The organism is Paraburkholderia sp. 22098 (assembly GCF_052045935.1).
In the GTDB taxonomy this organism is placed as follows: Bacteria; Pseudomonadota; Gammaproteobacteria; order Burkholderiales; family Burkholderiaceae; genus Paraburkholderia; species Paraburkholderia caledonica.
Genome location: NZ_JBQEPV010000001.1, coordinates 472643 through 493371 on the forward strand (window position 1 = coordinate 472643; position 20729 = coordinate 493371).

The following is a 20729-nucleotide window of genomic DNA, read 5'->3' on the forward strand; positions in this document are numbered from 1 at the left end:
ACAAATGTTAAATCGCGAGCGGTCCAGGTAGCAATTTCCTGGTGCGCATCGGTTTGAGTTGAATGTCGGTACAAACGGCGTCGTCTTCGATTGGAAATGCTTTTTGTTGCGGCTGTCTGTTTGCGAGTTAATGCAAAGCTTGTCTAAGGGTCATGCCTTCTGGCAGAGCACTGCTGTCTGCTGCTCAAATACAGAATGGAAAAACCGTATTTTTGACGCTCGAGGACAGGCGCCACTAGCCGGGATGCGTCGGGCGGCAGACCAAAGCAAAACGCCCGTACTAGCCGGGCGTTTGCTTTCTACATCCATCGGAGCTTTTCACCCTCCGTGGCAATGATTTTTTACTTACGTAGCACAGGTTTCAGCTTTTAGTGGCACACGACGACGGGACAAAAACAACCTCAAACATCAATATTCCCCGCCCTAAGCGCATTCGACTCAATGAAAGCCCGCCGCGGCTCCACATCATCCCCCATCAACGTAGTAAAGATCCCATCAGCCGCAATAGCATCCTCAATCTGCACACGAAGAAGACGACGCACAGCCGGATCCATAGTCGTCTCCCAAAGCTGCTCAGGATTCATCTCACCAAGCCCCTTATAACGCTGTTTGGAAACGTTACGCTCGGCATCGGCCAGCAACCACTTCATCGCAGACTTGAAGTCGCTAACAGCCATACTCCGCTCACCGCGCTTGATAACAGCACCAGGACCAATCAATCCCTTGAATGTATTAGCGGTATTGACCAGTTGCTGATAATCGGCCGTCAGCTGAAACTCTTCGTCCAGCACCGACACCTTCTGATTCCCGTGATGCGTCCTCGCCACGCGCAGCGAGCGCAATTCGCGGACCGGGTCATACATCGTCGTAACGGTGACTTCGGGCTTCAGCGCGTCGTCCCGCAACTTAGCCTCGAGCGCTTTGGCCGAAGCCTCAGCGGCATCTTCGCTAGACAGATCGATGACGACGCCATCCATCACAGCCTCAAGCGCGCCCGCGTCATACAGCCTGCTCAACCGGTTGACCACCGCCTGCGCAAGCAGATAAGCACGCGCCAATTCGCCCAATGCATCGCCGGTAATTGCCGTGCCATTCTCAGACGGCAACAATTCCGAGCCCTGCAACGCGAGCTTCAGAATGTGCGCATTCACCTCGTTCTCGTCCTTCAGATACCGCTCGTCCTTACCTGCCTTGATCTTGTACAGCGGCGGTTGCGCGATATAGATATACCCGCGCTCGATCATCTCCGGCATTTGCCGATAAAAGAACGTGAGCAGCAGCGTCCGGATGTGCGCGCCGTCCACGTCAGCGTCGGTCATGATGATGATGCGGTGATAACGCAGCTTGTCGAGGTTGTAATCCTCTTTGCCGATACCGCAACCCAACGCGGTAATCAGCGTCACGATCTGCTCCGAAGAGAGCAGCTTGTCGTAACGCGCCTTCTCCACGTTGAGCACCTTGCCGCGCAGCGGCAAAATCGCCTGAAACTTCCGGTCGCGGCCCTGCTTCGCCGACCCACCTGCCGAGTCACCCTCGACGATGTAAATCTCCGACTTCGCCGGGTCCTTTTCCTGACAATCCGCGAGCTTGCCCGGCAAACCAACGCCATCGAGCACGCCCTTGCGACGCGTCATCTCACGCGCCTTGCGAGCCGCATCGCGAGCACGCGCTGCGTCGACGATCTTGCTGCAGATAATCTTCGCGTCGTTCGGCGTCTCGAGGAGAAATTCTTCTAGCGCTTTCGCGACCACATCTTCCACCGGCGCGCGCACTTCGGACGACACCAGCTTGTCCTTCGTCTGCGCGCTGAACTTCGGCTCCGGCACTTTCACCGACAGCACGCACGAAAGCCCTTCGCGCATGTCGTCGCCCGACGTCTCGACCTTCGCTTTCTTCGCGACTTCGTGATCGGCAATGTACTTGTTCAGCACGCGCGTCATCGCTGCGCGCAAGCCGGTCAAGTGCGTGCCGCCGTCGCGCTGCGGAATGTTGTTCGTGAAGCAGAGCACGTTTTCGTTGTAGCTGTCGTTCCACTGCATTGCCACTTCCACGCCCACGCCGTCCTTCTCGCCGCTCACGTGGAAAATGGTCGGGTGCAGCACGCTCTTGGTTTTGTTGATGTACTCGACAAAACCCTTCACGCCGCCGACAAACGCGAAATCGTCTTCCTTGCCCGAACGCTGATCGGTCAGGCGAATCCGCACGCCGTTATTCAGGAACGACAGCTCGCGAATCCGCTTGGCCAGAATGTCGTAGTGATATTCGACATTGCCGAAGATCGTCTCGTCGGCCATGAAATGCACTTCGGTGCCGCGATTTTCGGTCTCGCCCACCACCTGGATAGGCGACACCGCGACGCCGCCGATCTCTTCGATCACGCGATTCTGCGGCACACCACGGTGGAATTCCATGAAGTGCTTCTTGCCGTCGCGGCGAACCGTGAGACGCAGCCATGCGGACAATGCGTTCACGCACGACACGCCCACGCCGTGCAGGCCGCCCGACACCTTGTAGCTGTTCTGGTCGAACTTGCCGCCGGCATGCAGTTCGGTCATCACGATTTCGGCGGCGCTGCGCTTCGGCTCGTGCTTGTCGTCCATCTTCAGGCCGGTTGGCACGCCGCGGCCGTTGTCGGTGATCGAGATGGAGTTGTCAGCGTGAATGATCACCTGAATGTCGTTGCAGTATCCGGCCAACGCTTCGTCGATCGAGTTGTCGAGCACTTCGAACACGAGGTGGTGCAAACCAGTGCCATCCGATGTATCCCCGATGTACATCCCCGGCCGCTTGCGCACCGCCTCCAGACCTTCGAGGATCTGAATGGACGAGGCGCCGTAGCTGTTGTCGGGTTGCGTATTGTTCGTTTCAGTCATGGATTTTTTCCGGTTCTGCATTACTGCTGGGTTGCTGCTCGGGACTTTTCAAAATGCCATAAAAACGCCAAAGGGGCGCTGCGCCCCTTGGTGTGTTCTGGTTTTTGGACGCGTTAGATGCGCATTGGCATCACGACGTATTTGAATTCGTCGTTCTCGGGGATCGTGATCAACGCGCTGGAGCTGGCATCGCCAAGGCTCACTTGCAACATGTCGACCTTCAGGTTCGCGAGCACGTCGAGCAGATACGTGACGTTGAACCCGATATCGACGCTGTCGCCGTCGTACGCGATTTCCAGTTCTTCTTGCGCCTCTTCCTGATCGGCGTTGGTCGACATGATCTTCAACTGGCCCGGCTCGATAATGCAGCGCACGCCCTTGAATTTGTCCGACGTCAAAATCGCCGCACGTTGCAGCGAACGCTGCAGTTCTTCACGGCCGATCACGAACTGGTTCTTATGCGACTTCGGAATCACACGCTGGAAGTCGGGGAATTTTCCTTCAACCAGCTTCGACACCAGTTCGACCTGACCGAACGTGAACTTCACCTGCGTTTGCGCGATGTCGATGTTCAGCGTGTCGTCGATGTCTTCCAGGAGACGCTGCAACTCGAGAATCGTCTTGCGCGGAATGATGACTTCCTGGCGCGCGAACGCGCCTTCGATCTTCATCGACGAAAACGCGAGGCGATGGCCGTCGGTTGCCACCGCCATCAACTGGTCACCGTCTACTACCAGCAGCATGCCGTTCAGGTAGTAGCGAATGTCCTGCTGCGCCATTGAAAAATGGACCATGCCGAGCAACTGGCGAAACGTCTTTTGCGGAACCACGAGGCTCGCGCCGTAGTCTTTAGCTTGCGCGACCGTTGGGAACTCGTCTGCAGCCAGCGTTTGCAGTGCAAAGCGGCTCTTGCCGGATTGCACCGTCAGACGCTTGTCATTCAGCGTAAGCGTGACCTGGCCGTCGGGCATGGCGCGCAGAATGTCGAGGAGCTTTCGTGCTGCCACCGTGGTCGCCACCGAATCGCCGCCCACGCCGAAATCGGCGCGCGTGGTGATCTGCAACTCCAGGTCGGTCGACAGGAACGACACGTCCGGGCCGTTCTTGGTAATCAGCAAATTGGCGAGGATCGGCAACGTATGGCGGCGTTCGACGATGCCGCTCACGGTTTGCAGCGGCCTGAGGAGGTTATCGCGTTCGGTCTTGACCAGTTGCATAGAGTTCCTTCGTTGATATAACGGCCCACGCGCCTTTCAGCCCTTTTGGGCATTTTTCCGGCACGCAACCGCAGCTCCCCGCCGGCGCCACGCAGCGCCCGTCACGGCGTGAAATCCGCCCGCGGCCGCCGGGCGGTTAAACCTGTATTGTGCCTGAAAAAGGAACCGCCTCACTAAAATGGGGGCGAGTTACGAGATAAACAGGTCGATTTTTCCGTCGGCGCCGCTCAGCCTTTCAGCGTTTGCTCCAACACGTGCAGCTCGTGGTTTAGTTGAGCGTCCTTGCTGCGCTCGTCGGCAATTTTTCGCACCGCGTGCAGCACCGTGGTGTGGTCGCGTCCGCCGAACAACTCGCCGATTTCCGGCAAGCTCTTCTGCGTGAGCTCTTTCGCGAGATACATGGCGATCTGCCGCGGCCGCGCGATGTTCGCTGGCCGCTTTTTCGAATACATGTCCGCAACCTTGATGCTGTAAAAGTCCGCCACGGTCTTCTGAATGTTCTCCACGGAGATCTGGCGGTTCTGCACCGTCAACAGATCTTTCAGCGCTTCTTTCGTCAGTTCGATAGTGATTTCGCGGCCGTGGAACTTCGAGTACGCCAGAATTTTGCGCAGCGCGCCTTCGAGTTCGCGCACGTTGGAGCGCAGATGCTTGGCGACGAAAAACGCCACGTCTTCGTTGAGGCTCACGAATTCCGATTGCGCCTTGCGCATCAGAATCGCGACACGCATCTCGAGTTCGGGCGGCTCGATCGCCACCGTCAAGCCGGAGTCGAATCGCGAAATAAGACGGTCGTCGATACCCGAAATTTCCTTCGGATACGTGTCGCTGGTAATAATCACCTGCGCCTTGTTCGCGACCAGCGCCTCGAACGCGTAGAAGAATTCCTCCTGCGTGCGCGACTTGCCCGAAAAGAACTGGATATCGTCGATCAGCAGCAGATCCAGCGAGTGGTAGTAGCGCTTGAAGTCGTCGAACGCCTTGCGCTGGTACGCCTTCACGACGTCCGACACGTACTGTTCCGCGTGGATGTAGCGGATCCGCGCGCCGGCTTTGTCCATCAGAAGCTGATTACCGATTGCGTGGATCAGGTGAGTCTTGCCGAGGCCCACCCCGCCGTACAGGAACAGCGGGTTATACGAGATGCCGGGATTGTCCGCGACCTGAATCGCCGCTGCACGCGCCAGCTGGTTGGCCTTACCAGTCACGAAGTTGTCGAAAGTCAGGACCGGGTTCAGCTTGGAACGCTCGTACATCGAGTCGTTGTCACCGTTGCCATTGGAGTTCGCGCTCTGGCCCGGACGCCATGTGCGGCGCGCGGCCGCAGCTTCGTTTGCGTCGAGGCTCGGCAGGTCGAGGTCGGCGGAATCTTCGGGAGCGGCTCGAGCGTTTGCATTGTGCTCAGTTGCCGCGCGGGCGTTCGCGTTGAGGTTCGCCATGGCGCTGTTAGCGCCGTTCGCGCGCGCGGCGTGCGCCGCTTGTACGGCGCCAACGGCCGCGTCCACGGCGGCGCCGTTGCCCGCGCTGCCGCCCATTGAGTGCGGCGCCGATGCCGGACGCGGCGCAGCCGGCGCGGCTGCCGCAGGGGCGCGCATGCCGGCTTTGGGGTCCAGTACGAATTGCACGTCGACCGGGGTTTGCCAGAAATCGCGGGCCATATCCGCGATGCGGCCGGAGAACTGGCTCTTGACCCAGTCGAGCTTGAAGCGGTTTGGCGCGGCAATGCTGAGCGTGTTCGCAGCGGCGTCGAAGGCGACCGGGGCCAACGGTTTGATCCACGTCACGTACTGCTGGGGCGTGAGTTCACGCTCCAGCAATGCGGAACAGTGTTGCCAGAATTCGTTCATCGAGTTGCTGTCGTTATGGTGTGCACGAGGTTCGCCGCTGCCCCCGTCGCGCGCACGCAACAAGGCCCGAAGCAGCCAGGCGTAACAGCCCCAGGCGCCTGTGCCACAAAGGATTTGCGGGCAAGCGAGCCGGAGCGGCGTGCATCATTTTTGGGAAGTAAGGCGAGATTCTAACGCCAAACGGGAGCCGGAAGTGAGTTATCCACAGGGACGGATCAACTCCGCAAACACACCGCGCGCCCGGACGGCACGGGCTAAAGTATTGACGGTCAACGAAAAACGGGTTTAAATAGCGGGTTCCGCGAAAACCAATTCAGCAAACCTCCGGCCATTGCGCTTTCAGCGATGATCGCGCGGTTTTTTTTCGATCAAGTGAGAGCAACATGAAACGTACTTACCAACCTTCCGTTACCCGTCGCAAGCGTACCCACGGCTTCCGCGTTCGCATGAAGACCGCTGGCGGCCGCAAGGTCATCAACGCACGTCGCGCGAAGGGCCGCAAGCGCCTCGCCATCTAAGGCAGGCGAGCGGATTGCGCGCTCTGTCCGTACCGGGCAAGGCCGGTGGCGAAGCGGGACCGGCAGAGGCGCCGCAGCAGGGCTCGGTACCGTTGCGAGCGCAAGCCGCCTTCCCCAAAGCCGCAAGGCTACTGAAAACGGATGAATTTTCATCCGTTTTTCGTTTGCGCCCGTGGCGCCGCACTGCGCACTTCGTCGTGTACGGCCGGCCTACCGGCAACGAGGCTCGCCTCGGCCTCGTGATCGGCAAGAAGTATGCGCCGCGCGCGGCCACGCGTAATCTGGTACGTCGAGTCGCGCGCGAAGCCTTTCGGGTGCGTCGCGCGGAATTCGGCGGTTGGGACGTGCTGCTGCGTTTGCACACGCGCTTCGACAAAAAGGCTTTGCCGAGTGCCGCGTCGCCGCCGCTAAAGGCGCTGTGCCGCAGTGAAATCGAGTCGTTGCTCGACAAGGCAGCACGCGAAATTGCCCGTCGTCAGGCGCCGCCCGCGGACGCGCCCAAGACGGAATGACGCTCAGGTGACTGCCCGCTTTTTCGCTCAGGCTGCAGAAGCTCCGGCAGCCTTGAACAGCGGGTGTCGTCCGGTACTTCACGTTGCGCGGCGCTGTCCGGCCGCACGAGCCATGCAAACGGTACTCATCGCTTTACTGCGTTTTTACAAGCTTGCCGTGAGTCCAATGCTCGGCAATCGGTGCCGTTTTTACCCTTCCTGCTCTGATTACGCGCGCGAAGCAATCCAGTATCATGGCGCCGCGCGCGGGACTTATCTCGCCGCCAGGCGTGTTTGCCGTTGCCACCCGTTTTCCGCGGGCGGCATCGATCTCGTCCCGCCTCCCACTTCTGAAAAGCGCTGACGCGCCGTTCCATCGACACTGAGACAACGCATGGATATCAAACGCACCGTCCTATGGGTCATCTTCTTCATGTCAGCGGTCATGCTGTTCGACAACTGGCAACGCGACCACGGACGCCCGTCGATGTTCTTCCCGAGCGCCACGCCGACCAAGACGGTCGGTAGCGCCGCACCGGGAACCACGACGCCGGGAACCCAGCCCGCCGATTTGCCGGCCACCAACGCGGCAGCGCCGGCCAACACGCCGGCGGCGACCCAATCGCAACTCGTCAAGTTCAGCACCGACGTCTATAACGGCGAAATCGACACCCGCGGCGGCACCCTGTCGAAGCTGTCGCTCGTCAAGCAAGGCGACGGCAAGCAGCCGGATCTCGTGATCACGCTATTCGACCGCACCGCGAATCACACGTATCTGGCGCGTACGGGTCTGCTCGGCGGCGATTTCCCGAATCACAACGACATCTACACGCCGCTGCCCAACCAGCCGCACGACCTGACGGGCGACGCCAAATCGTTCCAGCTCAGCTTCGAGTCGCCGGTTAAGGGCGGACTGAAGGTCATCAAGACCTACACGTTCACCCGCGGCAGCTACGTGATCGGCGTCGATACGAAGATTCAGAACGTCGGCACCACGCCGGTGAGCCCGTCGGTTTATATGGAACTGGTGCGTGACGACCAGCCGGTGGAAACGCCGCGCTTCTCGCACACGTTCATCGGCCCGGCTGTCTACACCGACCAGCACCACTTCCAGAAGATGACGTTCGGCGACATCGACAAGAACAAGGAAGATTTCACGAAGCAAGCCGACAACGGCTGGATCGCGATGGTGCAGCATTACTTCGCGTCGGCATGGATTCCGCAGCAGGGCGTAAAGCGCGACATCTACGTCGAGAAGATCGATCCGACGCTCTATCGTGTCGGCGTTAAGCAGCCGGTCGCAGCCATCGCGCCGGGTCAGACGGTCGACGTGTCCGCGCGCCTCTTCGCCGGTCCGGAAGAAGAGCGCATGCTCGAAGGCATCGCGCCGGGTCTCGAACTGGTGAAGGACTACGGCTGGGTGACGATCATCGCGAAGCCGCTTTTCTGGCTGCTCGAAAAGATCCACAGCTACGTCGGCAACTGGGGCTGGGCGATCGTGCTGCTCACGCTGTTGATCAAGGCGGTGTTCTTCCCGCTGTCGGCCGCAAGCTATAAGTCCATGGCGCGCATGAAGGCGATCACGCCGCGTATGCAGGCGCTGCGCGAACGCTTCAAGGGCGATCCGCAGAAGATGAATGCCGCGCTCATGGAGTTGTACAAAACCGAGAAGGTGAATCCGTTCGGCGGCTGTCTGCCGGTCGTGGTGCAGATTCCGGTGTTCATCTCGCTGTACTGGGTGTTGCTGTCGTCGGTCGAAATGCGCGGCGCGCCGTGGATTCTGTGGATTCACGATCTGTCGCAGCAGGATCCGTTCTTCATCCTGCCGGTACTGATGGCTGTTTCCATGTTCCTGCAGACGAAGCTCAACCCGACGCCGCCGGACCCCGTTCAGGCGAAGATGATGATGTTCATGCCGATTGCGTTCTCGGTCATGTTCTTCTTCTTCCCGGCCGGTCTGGTGCTGTACTATGTCGTGAACAACGTGCTGTCGATCGCGCAGCAGTACTACATCACGCGCATGATGGGTCAGTCGAAGGCGAAGCCGGCCTGACACCTGCATGAAACGCTGAGGGCAAGTCGACTCATCTGCAAAAACGAAGCCGCCCGGTTCAAACGAACCGGGCGGCTTTTTTCATGTGATCCGCGTGGACAGACGGCGCACGCGCTACTCTTCTTCGGTATCCTCACCGTAGAAGCGCCCAATCATTTCTTCGACGAGAAAACGGTCTTTCGGCGTCAACGACTCGATCTTCGAAGCCAGTTCGATCGTTTCCTGCGAAGGCGGATACTTCTCGCCGCGGGCCATCGGTCTGGCGCTCGCACCGGGCGAAGGCCCGTAGTGCAGCCAATGCTCCTTCACATTCAACCATTCGGCAAGCGTGCGCAACTTGTCGGGCTTTGGGATCGTCGTACCCGTGAGCCACTTGTGCGCGGTTTGTGGAGTCACTGGACGGTCACCGCGATAGCGAAGGTTGAACTGTTCGGCGAGCTTGGTCCCGCCGCGAATCTTCAGCGGCTCCAATGTTTCCTTCAGCCTCTTCGAGAAGGCAGCTTTTTCTTTCGGGGTTGGCATGGGCCAGATTGTGCAATTCAGCGTCCTCCCAGTTGACAACTGATCAGGCTCATGTTGAACGTATTTGAGATAATTTTAGCTTGCGCGCCGCGGCGCATCGGCGATCCAGCGCAATGTCAATTTTTGCGACTTTTCCATACAGGACGTGCGCTTGCACGGCGCCGTGTTTTGGCTGAGTCCAGATCCGTCCTATTCATCAAGTAAAAATCCTAGCTTGTTTAGGATCAATCTCAACGAAGACCTAGAAGGCCCGTTCTGGTCGTCAGGCGACGGGGAGACCGGCCGGCGCATGGCCCGCGTTACAATGCCCGGCGCCCCGGAAATGTCCGCGCCGCCCTGCCCCACTCTTCCGATTTCGCCGCCTCACTCATGCTGACCACCGACTCCGATCCGATCGTCGCCATTGCCACCGCGCCCGGCCGGGGAGGCATCGGCGTCGTGCGCATTTCTTTCGGACGCGCGGGCGAGGCCGCGGCGCAGCCACTGATGCAGGTGCTGACCGGACAAGCACTCACGCCTCGTCACGCGAGCTATGTGCCTTTTTTCGACGACGGCGGCAACGCGCTCGATCGCGGCATTGCCCTTTACTTTCCGGCGCCGCATTCGTACACCGGCGAACACGTGCTGGAGTTGCAAGGTCATGGCGGCCCCGTCGTGCTGCAACTGCTGCTGCAACGTTGCATTGATGCAGGGCGCGGATTTGGCCTGCGGCTCGCCGAGCCAGGCGAGTTCACCCGCCGTGCATTCCTGAACGACAAGCTGGACCTCGCGCAGGCTGAAGCGGTAGCCGATCTGATCGAAGCGAGCACCGAGGCCGCTGCGCGCTCAGCAGGCCGTTCGCTCGACGGCACGTTTTCGCGCGACATCCACGCTTTGGTCGAAGAAGTAATCACGCTGCGCATGCTGGTCGAGGCAACGCTCGACTTCCCCGAAGAAGAGATCGATTTCCTCGAAGCTGCCGACGCCCGCGGCAAGCTCACGCGCATTCGGGAGCGCCTCGCGCACGTGCTCGCCGAGGCACGGCAAGGTGCGCTGTTGCGCGAGGGATTGTCCGTGGTGCTGGCCGGTCAGCCGAACGTCGGCAAATCGTCGTTGCTCAACGCACTTGCCGGCGCTGAACTCGCCATCGTCACGCCGATTGCGGGCACGACTCGTGACAAGGTCGCCCAGACCATTCAGATCGAGGGCATTCCGCTGCACGTGATCGACACCGCCGGCCTGCGCGATACCGAAGACGAAGTCGAGAAAATCGGCATTGCGCGGACGTGGAGCGAGATCGAGCGCGCGGACGTGGTGCTGCATCTGCTGGACGCGCGCACGGGCATGACTGTCGAAGACGAAACCATCGCCACGCGTTTCCCGAGCGGCGTTCCGGTCGTGCGCGTGCTGAACAAGACGGACCTTGTCGGCTTGCCGCCGGAGGCTCGCGCGCTCGATGCCGATTTCGACCTGAGCGAAGTCCGGCTGTCGGCGAAACAAGGCGACGGCGTGAGCTTGTTGCGCGACGAACTCCTGCGCATTGCCGGTTGGCAGGCAGGCGCGGAGAGCGTCTACCTCGCGCGCGAGCGTCATCTGATTGCGTTGCGCGCCGCGCAGGATCACCTTGCGACGGCCGCCGCGCATGCCGATCAAAACTCGCAGGCATTGGATCTTTTCGCCGAAGAACTGAGACTCGCGCAGGACCAGCTCAACTCGATCACCGGAGAGTTCAGTTCCGACGATCTTCTGGGAGTGATTTTCAGCAGGTTTTGCATCGGCAAATAGAAGCGGGCAAGTATGCCGCCTTAGAACGCTGTAAGCCGCGACCATGAGCCCTTGAACGCGGCACGACCAAAACGGATCAACGTACTTTGTAGACCAATAAAACCGCTCGGGCTTGGTACACAAACGCAGACAGTTTAAACTCGCCCTGTCGCATACCAGCCACTACAGCATGCCTCGCCTAGCCGCCCCGCTCACCGAATCCCAGATACGCGCACTCGAACCGCGCGCCGCCCGCTACAGCGTCGCCGACGGCAACGGCCTCGTGATCGAAGTGATGACCACGGGCACGAAGGTCTGGCGCTTCCGCTATTCGTTGAACGGCAAGCGCCAGCCGCTTGCGACCATCGGCGACTACCGGATGATTTCGCTGCGCGTTGCCCGAGCGAAGGCGCAGAAGTACGCGGAGCTCGTCGCGCAAGGCATTTCGCCCGTCGCCACCGCGCGCCGCGACCGCGGGGCCGAAGCGAAAGCCGACGTGCTGCGTGAAGCAGCCGAGCTTTATATGGCGACCGAGATGGCCGGGAAGTCGGATGAATATCGACGCACCACGCGCCGCGCGCTCGACAAAGACGTGTTGCCCGCGATCGGCGGCATGCGTGTCAAGGCGGTGACCGCGGAGCACGTCGTCGCCATCTGCGAGGCGATCAAAAGCCGCGGCTCGCCGAAGATGGCGCTGCATACTCGCAACGTCATCAAGCGACTCTACGAGTATCTGATTGCTCGTCAGCTGGCAACCGCGAACCCGGCGGAAGTCGTGCCGGCGCGCTCCATCGCCACCTTTGAAAGCCGCACCCGCGTGCTTTCCGGCGAGGAAATCGGCACCATGCTGCAATCGATCGAAACGTCGAGCATCCGACAGCCGCTCAAGATAGCGCTGCACCTGCTGGTGCTGACGATGGTACGCAAATCGGACCTCGTGGAGGCGACGTGGGACGAGTTCGATCTCGACCGCGCGCTGTGGCGCATCTCCGCTGCGCGTCTTCCTCAAGATGCGGATCGGCTCGTCTACCTGCCTCAGCAAGCGGTGGCGATGCTGCAACAGTTGCATTGCACGCGAGCAAGCAAAACCTTCGTCTTTCCGAGCGTGAGGGGCGACGACCGGCCGATTGCAAAGAGCACGCTCAATCAGGCGGTGAAGGCGCTTGGCCTGGAAGTCGAACATTTCGTTCTTCACGACTTCCGTCGAACGGCGTGGGCGCATCTGCGCGAGATGACCGAGCATGCACAACAGGACAAAACATCAGCGCAAACGCGACAAAGCGAGTCGCTAAGCAAGCCCGAATCCGATCCGGCCGAGCAGCGCCAAATCGCGCAGCAATGGGCGGATTTCGTCGATGCAGAGCTCGGCGCAGCGCGGAAAAGAGCCGTGGGCGCGGGCTGATCGAGGGAGCAGGACGCACGTAAAGGTGAAATGCTCGCGGCCTGCAATTTTAGGTACACAAAGACACGGCACCTTACTACAAGCTGCTACGCTAGAAAGAAAACGAGCGCAGTTCACGAGGTTATTAATACATCGCCATTAGCGCAAAAGCGCCAAGCCGTGCCCTCGCATCACGCGGCGCTTCTCTCCTGCGACTGATCGCCTACACTGGAGCAACGATGCAACCTTTTCGTGGAGGCTGCCATGTCTGAATCGTTGATCGCTTACCTGCTTGGGCCGACTGTGATGCTGCTGGTCGGCGGGGCAATCTGGGCGGCCTCCCGCTATCACCACAAGGCGGGACCGCAAAAGCTCGAGCGCTGGCTCGATACGCATTACGCCGAGTGGCTGCATCACAGGCACTAAAGCCCGCGCCTTGCAGCGTCAAAACAAAAGGCCGTCGCAGTGAGCGACGGCCTTTCCGTCTGCAGGCGTGCAGTTGGGGCGCGCCTACCACTTACCACCTGGGCGCAGGCTCACCATATTCGTACTGCTGTTGCGGCGCTCCGCACGCCACATAGCCGCGCTGGTACTGATCGTAGCAGTAGCCCGGGGGCGGGCCCGCATAGGCCGGTGCCGGCTGGTACACCGGCTGTGCATAGACAGGCTGCGCATAGACCGGTTGTTGATAGGCCACCGCCGGCGCAGGATTCAATATCGACGTCACGACCGCGCCCAGCACCGCGCCGCCGATCAGTGCCCCCACTACATCGCCGCCGCCATTCCCATGGCCATGAGCCGACGCTTGCCCCGCGACACTCAGGCTGCCCACCATCACCAATGCCACCGCTAACTTTTTCATTTTTCGCTCCCGCCGTTCAGGCATGGAACGAATTGTCGGCTACGCGCGCAGAAATAGATGCTGCAAGTGGTAACGACACATTACCTGTGTAACCACCACCATCGGCTGCTCGAGTCAACGCTCCCACGACGCCGCTTGCACCGGCGCATCGCCGTAATACTGCCGGCGCGCATCGCTCAGAACGCGCCCCTCGAGCACGCCTTCGTCTGTCAACGCTTTGAGCGCGGCCATGACGATCGCCTTGCGATCCACCTCGAAAAATTCTCGCAAAGCCTCGCGTGTATCGCTGCGGCCGAAACCGTCCGTGCCGAGCGTCACGTAGCGGCGCGGCACGTATGCGCGAATCAGCTCGGGCACGGCGCGAACGTAATCCGTTGCCGCGACGATCGGCCCCTCGGACTCGCCCAGCACTCGCGCGACGTAAGGCGCGGGCGACGATGCATCGCCGTAACGCGCAAGCCGCTCCGCCGCCATGCCGTCGCGCTGCAGTTCGCTGAAGCTGGTCACGCTCCACACCGCGGCGTCGATCTGCCAGTCGTCCTTCAGCATGCGCTGCGCGGCGATGACCTCGCCAAGAATGGCTCCGGCGCCGAGTAATTGAATCTGCGCCCGCACGCCTTTTTCTGCACCGGCGGCGAGCGGGTAAATGCCCTTCAGAATGCCTTCGCGCACTGCAGCTACATCGCCGCCCGGTGCAGACGGCTGCGCGTAGTTCTCGTTCATCACCGTGACGTAATAGAAAACGTCGCGCTGACGCTCGACCATCTCCCGCATCCCTTCGTCGACGATTACCGCGACTTCGTAAGCGAACGCGGGATCGTACGCGCGGCAGTTCGGAATGGTCGATGCCGCCAGATGGCTCGTGCCGTCCTGATGCTGCAAGCCCTCGCCGCCGAGCGTCGTCTTGCCCGACGTCGCACCGATCAGGAAACCGCGTGCGCGCTGGTCAGCCGCCGCCCAGATGAGATCGCCGATCCGCTGAAAACCGAACATCGAGTAGTAGATGTAGAACGGCAGCATCGGCAGGTCGTGCACGCTGTACGACGTCGCGGCCGCGATCCACGACGACACCGCGCCCGCTTCCGAAATCCCCTCCTCCAGAATCTGTCCTTGCGTGTCCTCGCGGTAGTAGAGCATCGAGCCGAGGTCTTCCGGCTCGTAAAGCTGACCCAACGGCGAGTAGATGCCGACCTGACGAAACATGTTCGCCATGCCGAAGGTGCGCGCCTCGTCGGCGACAATCGGTACGACGCGTGGGCCGAGACCCGCGTCTTTCAGCAGCGCGGTCAGCATGCGAACGAGCGCCATCGTCGTAGACATTTCGCGGCCGTTGCAATCGAGCGCGAACTGGCTCCAGGAGGACATCGGAGGAACGATCAGCCCCTCCGATGCAACTCTCCGCCTTCTGGGCAGATAGCCTCCGAGAGCGGCCCGGCGAGCATGCAGGTATTGCATTTCCGGGCTGTCTTCCGCGGGTTTGTAAAACTTCACCTGTTCGACGTCCGCGTCCGTGAGCGGCAAACGGAACCGGTCGCGAAACGCCTTCAGGTCGTCGAAATCCAGCTTCTTCTGCTGATGCGTGGTCATGCGGCCCTGGCCAGCCGTGCCCATGCCGAAGCCTTTCATCGTCTTTGCGAGGATCACGGTCGGCTGACCGCGATGCGCGAGCGCTTTTGCGTAAGCCGCATGCAGCTTGCGCACGTCGTGACCGCCGCGCCGCAAGCGGTCGATATCCTCGTCGCTCAGTTGTGCGGCGAGCGCGGCCAATTCCGGGTTTTGGCCGAAGAAGCGCTCGCGGTTGTACGCGCCGTCGTTCGCCGAGAAAGTCTGGAACTGGCCGTCGACCGTATTCGCGAACGCGCGCAGCAAAGCGCCGCTGTGGTCGCGCGAGAACAGCGCATCCCAGTCCGAGCCCCAGATCACCTTGATCACGTTCCAGCCGGCGCCGACGAAATGCGCCTCCAGTTCGTCGATGATCCGGCCATTGCTGCGCACCGGACCATCCAGACGCTGCAGGTTGCAGTTGATGACGAACACCAGATTGTCGAGCCCTTCGCGCGCGGCCAGCGACAACGCGCCGGTCGACTCCGGCTCATCCATTTCGCCGTCGCCGAAAAAGCCCCACACCTTGCGGCCTTCAGTGAGCGCGAGGCCGCGATTCGCGAGATAGCGCATGAAGCGCGCTTGATAAATCGCATTGATCGGGCCAATGCCCATAGAGCCGGTGGGAAACTGCCAGAAGTCCGGCATCAGCCACGGATGCGGATATGAACAGAGCCCCGGCCCGCCGATCTCACGACGGTAATGCCGCAGATTGTCCTCGGAGAGAAAACCCTCCAGATACGCACGCGCATACACACCCGGCGACGAATGCGGCTGGAAATACACCAGATCGCCCGTGCCCTCGCCCGCCCCCGGCATCGACGCGCGAAAAAAATGGTTGAAGCCGACTTCGAACAGATCGGCCGCCGAGGCATAGCTCGCTATGTGGCCGCCGAGTTCGCCGTACGCCTTGTTCGCGCGCACCACCATTGCGAGCGCGTTCCAGCGCAGCGCGGCGGCAAGCCTCTCCTCAAGTTCGAGATTGCCCGGATAGCGCGGCTGATCTTCGGGCGCGATCGTGTTGCGGTATGGCGTGACGTTGGTACGCGCCGATTCGACGCCGAGCGACACCGCATGACTGGCCAGCCGGTCGAACAGAAACTGCGCGCGCTCGCGGCCCACGTGCTCGACGACAGCGTCGAGCGCCTCCAGCCACTCCGCTGTTTCCTGCGGATCGGCGTCCGCCGCCTCCGTGCGCTGAACGCCGAGGCTCCGCACCTGCTCACTACCGCTGGACAAATCCGTCATGGCCACTCCCGCATCGACACGTCGGTTCAAGATCGAGTGAGTCAATGGTACTTACGAGCCCGCAAAATGAGCGTCTCATTTGCTTGCAATCGCGCGCTGCGATAGGCTAGTTATTCCGGATTTCGCCTCGCTTACGGAATATTTCATCTATGACCACGCCAACCAGACGGCTCGATCGTATCGACATCGGTATCCTGAGCCAGTTGCAGCAAAACGCGCGCATCACTAACGCCGACCTGGCGCGCTCGGTAAATCTCTCGCCCACGCCGTGCTTCAATCGCGTGCGCGCGCTCGAAAAGCTCGGTCTCTTCAAACAACAGGTCACCCTGCTGAACCCCGAGCCGCTCGGGCTACGCATCAACGTGTTCATTCAGGTAAGTCTGGAAAAACAGGTGGAGGACGCGCTGCTGCGTTTCGAGCAGGCCATTTCCGAGCGCCCTGAAGTGATGGAGTGCTATTTGATGACGGGCGATGCCGACTACCTGCTGCGCGTGGTGATGCCCGATATGCAGACTCTGGAGCGCTTCATCGTCGATCATTTGACGAAGATTCCCGGCATTTCCAACATCCGCTCCAGCTTTGCACTCAAGCAGGTGCGGTATAAGACGGCGCTGCCGCTGCCGTCGTCTGGATTGACGCTGACCGACCCGGACGACGTGGCGACCGACTGGCGCTGACGCGTCACCGCGCCTTGCTTCGTTTCGCTTCGGCCAAAGTGGTGGGCTGCTGTAATAGTGGCGGCCGACAATAGGCACGACGGCGATCGTCAAACCTTCCCCGCGGCAAGCGTGCAACAGAAATCAGGAGAAAAAGCGATGAACTACGACGACAGCAATCCCTTCGCGAAGATTCTGCGCGGCGAGCTACCATGCATCAAGGTCGCGGAAACCGATGCCGCGCTCGCCTTCATGGACCTGATGCCGCAAGCCGACGGCCATTTGCTCGTCGTGCCGAAGGAAGCGGCTGCGGAGATCTTCGACCTGTCGGACGCGGCGACGGTCGCATGCATGCGCATGACGCAAAAGCTTGCCATCGCCGTGCGCGCGGCGTTGCGTCCGGACGGCGTGTTCATCGGCCAGTTCAATGGAGCGGCTGCCGGGCAGACGGTGCCGCATGTGCACTTTCACGTGATTCCGCGCTGGAAGGGTCAGCCGTTACGCATGCATGCGCGCGACGTCGCGGACGCGGACACGCTCGAAGCGCTGGCCAAACGCATTCGCGCGCATTGGCGAGCGGACTGAGCCGCGAGTCTTCGGTCCGTTTTCGGTCCGTTTTCGATCTTCAGTGACACGCGGCGCGCTCGTAGAGTGCGCTGACGGCAGCGCACGAGCGCCGCATTACAGCCGATGCCGCGAGCGGCGCAGCGGATGACGCCAGTCGACGCGACGCGGTCTTGCTTGCATGGGGCGCGTGTCGTGCAGATGCCGGTGTTCCTGCCACAATTCGTCGGAGAAAAGAAACGCGACGATCAGCAGCGGCAGGACGAGAAAAACGCCCAATATCAGGTTCTCGAGCACGGCGGCCTCCGTTCTCACGTTGCATGGTTTTATTCTAGAGCACCGCACGTACCTGCAATGCCGGCCAGTCGTCGTCCAGGTGCGGCGCATAAAGCTCAGCGGTGCCTGGCATCGTTTATCTTCTGCATTTACACCGTTATATCGACCGCTCTAACAAGCCGGCGAAACGACTTTGTGTGCAATGCACCAAGCGCGCCGAAGGTTACTAATAAATCGCTTAAATCGATTATCGCGTTAACGCTAATGCGGCCCGCAAAGCATTACTGGTTAAAGCCGTGCGTGGGAAAAGTCGCTTAGTTATCCCGTTTAATCCCGCGTCTGTGATGCGTTGCCGAACCATCCGTCATACGACGCGCACGGTGCGACAATCTGCCACTGTTGCGACCGCACACAAGATGTGCTTGTGGTTCTTGCACGTTCTCCTAAAGTGCAAGGTGCGGGCTAGACGATGGAGTTAAATACATAGCTAACCTGAGCATTCGGCCCGCACCCGGAGGAACATATGAAAACTCGACTCGCCCTTGTTTTCGCCGTTGCAAGTCTGGCTGCCGCAAGTGTTCAGGCGCAAGACGTCATGATCAAGCCGCAGCAAACCATTCAGTTCAAAGCCAACTCGTACGGCTGTTTGTCAAAAGACAAGCTAGACGCCGTTAATGAGCACGCGCAAGCCGGTGAACAGCAGAAAATGCAGGAGTTCTTCTCCGGGTATCAATGCGTTTCGACGCCGGAGAATTCGAGCTTCCGCGTCGTGCGTGTCGTCGGTCACGACTTCGAGTTCGTGAATGCCAGCAATAGCGACACGCAAGGCCTATGGGCGAACGATCGCTTCATCAAGCAATGATCTTATAGAACACTGAGTGCGAACACTTTCGGCGAATTGCCGGAACGACGTGCGTTCAGGTGAGTGCTCTGGCTTCAAACGCCGGAGACTGTGAGCTTGTGCTAAAAATAATCGGCGGGACATTGAAAAATGTCCGGCCGATTTTTATTTGTGCGACATGCACGCGCGACGCGTAAAAAAGCCGATGCGGTTATGTGGAACCGCATCGGCAGCACGCCTTCTCGCAAAGCGCAGGAACAACCGTTTAACTCTTCGAACGACTCGCGCCGCTCAGTGCGAGTCGCGCGGCACCGGCGCGCCGCTGGAGCCCACCAGGAAATCGAGATCCGCGCCCTGATCCGCCTGCAGGACGTGCTCGACATAGAGCTTGTAGTAACCGCGCTTCGGCGACTCGGGCGCCTGCCACGCGGCGCGCCGGCGCGCGAGTTCGTCGTCGCTCACATCCAGATGCAGGCGTCGCGCTTCGACATCCAGCTCGATCATGTCGCCGGTCTGCACGAACGCCAGCGGACCGCCCGCGGCTGCTTCGGGCGACACGTGCAACACCACCGCACCGTACGCTGTGCCGCTCATGCGTCCGTCGGAAATACGCACCATGTCAGTAATGCCCTTTTGCAGCACTTTTTTCGGCAACGGCATATTGCCCACTTCGGCGAAGCCCGGATAACCTTTCGGCCCCGCGCCTTTGAGCACCATGATGCAGTTTTCGTCGATGTCGAGCGACTCGTCGTCGATCTTCGCGTGCAGTTCTTCGATGTTTTCGAACACGACCGCTCGGCCTCGGTGCTTCAGCAGTTCCGCAGTGGCCGCCGACGGCTTGATCACCGCGCCGTTTGGCGCCAGGTTGCCCTTGAGGACCGCAATGCCCGCCTTCGGCTTGAACGGCTCAGCGAACGTGGTGATGACTTTCTCGTCGTGGTTCGGCGCATTGCGCACGTTGTCCCAGATCGTCTTGCCGTTCACGGTCAGCGCCTCGCGATGCAGCAGACCTTGATCGCCCAGTTGCTTGAGCACCGCCGGCAAACCGCCCGCGTAGTAGAAGTCTTCCATCAGGTATTCGCCTGACGGTTGCAGATTCACGAGACACGGCACGTTGGAGCCAAGCTCCCAGTCTTCCAGCGAAAGCTCCACGCCAATGCGCTTCGCGAGCGCGATCAGATGCACGACGGCGTTGGTCGAGCCGCCAATCGCCGCGTTCGTGCGGATTGCGTTTTCGAAGGCCTGGCGCGTGAGAATCTTGTCCATTGTCAGATCCTCGCGGACCATGTCGACGATGCGCCGGCCGGCCAGATGCGCGAGCACCTGGCGTCGTGCGTCGACCGCGGGAATGGCGGCGTTGTGCGGCAAGCCCATGCCGAGCGATTCGACCATCGAAGCCATCGTCGACGCCGTGCCCATCGTCATGCAGTGGCCGCGCGAGCGGTTCATGCACGACTCCGCCTCGGTGAATTCTTCCTGCGTCATCGAACCGGCGCGCACTTCCTCGGACATCTGCCACACGCCTGTGCCCGAGCCGATATGCTTGCCGCGGAACCGGCCGTTCAACATGGGGCCACCCGACACCGCGAGCGCGGGCAGGTTGCACGACGCCGCGCCCATCAGCAGCGCAGGCGTAGTCTTGTCGCAGCCGACGAGCAGAATCACGCCGTCCATCGGATTGCCGCGAATCGATTCCTCGACGTCCATCGAAGCCAGGTTGCGAAACAGCATGGCCGTCGGTCGCAAATTGGTCTCGCCGAGCGACATCACCGGAAACTCCAGCGGCAAACCGCCCGCTTCATGCACGCCTTTTTTCACGTACTCCGCGAGCTCGCGAAAATGCGCGTTGCAGGGCGTCAGTTCCGACCATGTATTGCAGATGCCGATTACCGGACGTCCGTCGAATTCATCGTGCGGAATGCCCTGGTTTTTCATCCACGAGCGATGCAGAAAGCCGTCGCGGTCCTTGAGGCCAAACCACGCCTGGCTGCGCAGCCGCTTTTTTGTCTGGTTGGAATCAGCCATGAAATCTCCT

Annotated in this window: 18 protein-coding genes; 10 read left to right on the forward strand and 8 right to left on the reverse strand. The window is 60.6% G+C overall.

Features of this window, described 5'->3' with window-relative positions:
• Positions 1 to 401 precede the first annotated feature (401 nt).
• The 3 genes from gyrB to dnaA all read right to left on the reverse strand — a co-directional run bounded on the left by gyrB (position 402) and on the right by dnaA (position 5937).
• A complete protein-coding gene (gene gyrB, locus ACTJLB_RS02140; RefSeq protein WP_440782315.1) occupies positions 402 to 2873 on the reverse strand; it encodes a DNA topoisomerase (ATP-hydrolyzing) subunit B in 2472 nt (823 codons plus the stop codon).
• Positions 2874 to 2986: 113 nt separating this feature from the next.
• On the reverse strand, positions 2987 to 4090 hold the full coding sequence (gene dnaN / locus ACTJLB_RS02145; RefSeq protein ID WP_020067348.1) for a DNA polymerase III subunit beta: 1104 nt from the start codon (positions 4088 to 4090) through the stop codon (positions 2987 to 2989).
• 227 nt (positions 4091 to 4317) lie between these two features.
• Entirely contained in the window at positions 4318 to 5937 is a 1620-nt protein-coding gene (gene dnaA, locus ACTJLB_RS02150) for a chromosomal replication initiator protein DnaA (RefSeq protein WP_440782316.1), read from the reverse strand.
• Positions 5938 to 6320: 383 nt separating this feature from the next.
• On the opposite strand from dnaA, the gene rpmH reads away from it, so the two are divergent.
• From rpmH to yidC, 4 genes are all read left to right on the forward strand, one after another.
• Positions 6321 to 6455 carry a 50S ribosomal protein L34 gene (gene rpmH, locus ACTJLB_RS02155; protein ID WP_004198824.1) on the forward strand — a complete coding sequence of 45 codons (135 nt, stop codon included), beginning with the start codon at positions 6321 to 6323 and terminating at the stop codon, positions 6453 to 6455.
• A gap of 14 nt (positions 6456 to 6469) precedes the next feature.
• Positions 6470 to 6967 carry a ribonuclease P protein component gene (locus tag ACTJLB_RS02160; protein ID WP_440782317.1) on the forward strand — a complete coding sequence of 166 codons (498 nt, stop codon included), beginning with the start codon at positions 6470 to 6472 and terminating at the stop codon, positions 6965 to 6967.
• Between the two features lie 112 nt (positions 6968 to 7079).
• A complete protein-coding gene (gene yidD, locus ACTJLB_RS02165; protein ID WP_440782318.1) occupies positions 7080 to 7310 on the forward strand; it encodes a membrane protein insertion efficiency factor YidD in 231 nt (76 codons plus the stop codon).
• 30 nt (positions 7311 to 7340) lie between these two features.
• Positions 7341 to 8999 (forward strand): membrane protein insertase YidC, encoded by a 1659-nt coding sequence (yidC, locus tag ACTJLB_RS02170; RefSeq protein ID WP_440782319.1) that lies wholly within the window; start codon positions 7341 to 7343, stop codon positions 8997 to 8999.
• 114 nt (positions 9000 to 9113) lie between these two features.
• On the opposite strand, the gene ACTJLB_RS02175 is transcribed toward yidC, so the two are convergent.
• A complete protein-coding gene (locus tag ACTJLB_RS02175) occupies positions 9114 to 9521 on the reverse strand; it encodes a transcriptional regulator (protein WP_027804514.1) in 408 nt (135 codons plus the stop codon).
• Between the two features lie 369 nt (positions 9522 to 9890).
• Here ACTJLB_RS02175 and mnmE point away from each other — a divergent pair, with 369 nt between their 5' ends.
• From mnmE to ACTJLB_RS02190, 3 genes are all read left to right on the forward strand, one after another.
• The gene (mnmE, locus tag ACTJLB_RS02180) at positions 9891 to 11285 is read left to right on the forward strand and encodes a tRNA uridine-5-carboxymethylaminomethyl(34) synthesis GTPase MnmE (protein WP_440782320.1); all 1395 of its coding nucleotides are present in this window, start codon (positions 9891 to 9893) and stop codon (positions 11283 to 11285) included.
• 169 nt (positions 11286 to 11454) lie between these two features.
• Positions 11455 to 12666 (forward strand): tyrosine-type recombinase/integrase, encoded by a 1212-nt coding sequence (locus ACTJLB_RS02185; protein WP_440782321.1) that lies wholly within the window; start codon positions 11455 to 11457, stop codon positions 12664 to 12666.
• A 243-nt stretch (positions 12667 to 12909) separates the two neighbouring features.
• Complete coding sequence (locus tag ACTJLB_RS02190) at positions 12910 to 13071, forward strand: hypothetical protein (RefSeq protein ID WP_020067355.1); 162 nt, start codon at positions 12910 to 12912, stop codon at positions 13069 to 13071.
• A gap of 91 nt (positions 13072 to 13162) precedes the next feature.
• Here ACTJLB_RS02190 and ACTJLB_RS02195 read toward each other — a convergent pair whose 3' ends face one another.
• Both ACTJLB_RS02195 and mdeB read right to left on the reverse strand, forming a co-directional pair.
• Positions 13163 to 13507, reverse strand: coding sequence for an ecotin precursor (locus ACTJLB_RS02195; RefSeq protein ID WP_440782322.1), 345 nt, complete (start codon positions 13505 to 13507; stop codon positions 13163 to 13165).
• A 114-nt stretch (positions 13508 to 13621) separates the two neighbouring features.
• Positions 13622 to 16357 carry an alpha-ketoglutarate dehydrogenase gene (mdeB, locus tag ACTJLB_RS02200; protein WP_440782323.1) on the reverse strand — a complete coding sequence of 912 codons (2736 nt, stop codon included), beginning with the start codon at positions 16355 to 16357 and terminating at the stop codon, positions 13622 to 13624.
• Positions 16358 to 16506: 149 nt separating this feature from the next.
• Here mdeB and ACTJLB_RS02205 point away from each other — a divergent pair, with 149 nt between their 5' ends.
• Positions 16507 to 17034 carry an Lrp/AsnC family transcriptional regulator gene (locus ACTJLB_RS02205; RefSeq protein WP_027776864.1) on the forward strand — a complete coding sequence of 176 codons (528 nt, stop codon included), beginning with the start codon at positions 16507 to 16509 and terminating at the stop codon, positions 17032 to 17034.
• Positions 17035 to 17172: 138 nt separating this feature from the next.
• A complete protein-coding gene (locus ACTJLB_RS02210) occupies positions 17173 to 17598 on the forward strand; it encodes an HIT family protein (RefSeq protein ID WP_440782324.1) in 426 nt (141 codons plus the stop codon).
• 96 nt (positions 17599 to 17694) lie between these two features.
• On the opposite strand, the gene ACTJLB_RS02215 is transcribed toward ACTJLB_RS02210, so the two are convergent.
• On the reverse strand, positions 17695 to 17874 hold the full coding sequence (locus tag ACTJLB_RS02215; protein ID WP_088176051.1) for a hypothetical protein: 180 nt from the start codon (positions 17872 to 17874) through the stop codon (positions 17695 to 17697).
• Positions 17875 to 18376: 502 nt separating this feature from the next.
• On the opposite strand from ACTJLB_RS02215, the gene sap1 reads away from it, so the two are divergent.
• Positions 18377 to 18715: a surface attachment protein Sap1 gene (gene sap1 / locus ACTJLB_RS02220; protein WP_020067361.1), complete on the forward strand. Its 339-nt coding sequence runs from the start codon at positions 18377 to 18379 to the stop codon at positions 18713 to 18715.
• Positions 18716 to 18985: 270 nt separating this feature from the next.
• Here sap1 and ACTJLB_RS02225 read toward each other — a convergent pair whose 3' ends face one another.
• Positions 18986 to 20719 (reverse strand): IlvD/Edd family dehydratase, encoded by a 1734-nt coding sequence (locus ACTJLB_RS02225; RefSeq protein WP_440782325.1) that lies wholly within the window; start codon positions 20717 to 20719, stop codon positions 18986 to 18988.
• Positions 20720 to 20729 lie beyond the last annotated feature (10 nt).

Bases quoted from the DNA above. Each gene is read 5' to 3' on its own strand.
- rpmH (WP_004198824.1), top strand. From the start codon at position 6,321: ATGAAACGTACTTACCAACCTTCCGTTACCCGTCGCAAGCGTACCCAC.
- ACTJLB_RS02195 (WP_440782322.1), bottom strand. From the start codon at position 13,507: ATGAAAAAGTTAGCGGTGGCATTGGTGATGGTGGGCAGCCTGAGTGTC.
- dnaA (WP_440782316.1), bottom strand. From the start codon at position 5,937: ATGAACGAATTCTGGCAACACTGTTCCGCATTGCTGGAGCGTGAACTC.
- yidD (WP_440782318.1), top strand. From the start codon at position 7,080: ATGCAAACGGTACTCATCGCTTTACTGCGTTTTTACAAGCTTGCCGTG.
- ACTJLB_RS02225 (WP_440782325.1), bottom strand. From the start codon at position 20,719: ATGGCTGATTCCAACCAGACAAAAAAGCGGCTGCGCAGCCAGGCGTGG.
- dnaN (WP_020067348.1), bottom strand. From the start codon at position 4,090: ATGCAACTGGTCAAGACCGAACGCGATAACCTCCTCAGGCCGCTGCAA.
- ACTJLB_RS02185 (WP_440782321.1), top strand. From the start codon at position 11,455: ATGCCTCGCCTAGCCGCCCCGCTCACCGAATCCCAGATACGCGCACTC.
- mdeB (WP_440782323.1), bottom strand. From the start codon at position 16,357: ATGACGGATTTGTCCAGCGGTAGTGAGCAGGTGCGGAGCCTCGGCGTT.
- ACTJLB_RS02175 (WP_027804514.1), bottom strand. From the start codon at position 9,521: ATGCCAACCCCGAAAGAAAAAGCTGCCTTCTCGAAGAGGCTGAAGGAA.
- yidC (WP_440782319.1), top strand. From the start codon at position 7,341: ATGGATATCAAACGCACCGTCCTATGGGTCATCTTCTTCATGTCAGCG.
- gyrB (WP_440782315.1), bottom strand. From the start codon at position 2,873: ATGACTGAAACGAACAATACGCAACCCGACAACAGCTACGGCGCCTCG.
- ACTJLB_RS02210 (WP_440782324.1), top strand. From the start codon at position 17,173: ATGAACTACGACGACAGCAATCCCTTCGCGAAGATTCTGCGCGGCGAG.
- mnmE (WP_440782320.1), top strand. From the start codon at position 9,891: ATGCTGACCACCGACTCCGATCCGATCGTCGCCATTGCCACCGCGCCC.
- ACTJLB_RS02205 (WP_027776864.1), top strand. From the start codon at position 16,507: ATGACCACGCCAACCAGACGGCTCGATCGTATCGACATCGGTATCCTG.
- ACTJLB_RS02190 (WP_020067355.1), top strand. From the start codon at position 12,910: ATGTCTGAATCGTTGATCGCTTACCTGCTTGGGCCGACTGTGATGCTG.
- sap1 (WP_020067361.1), top strand. From the start codon at position 18,377: ATGAAAACTCGACTCGCCCTTGTTTTCGCCGTTGCAAGTCTGGCTGCC.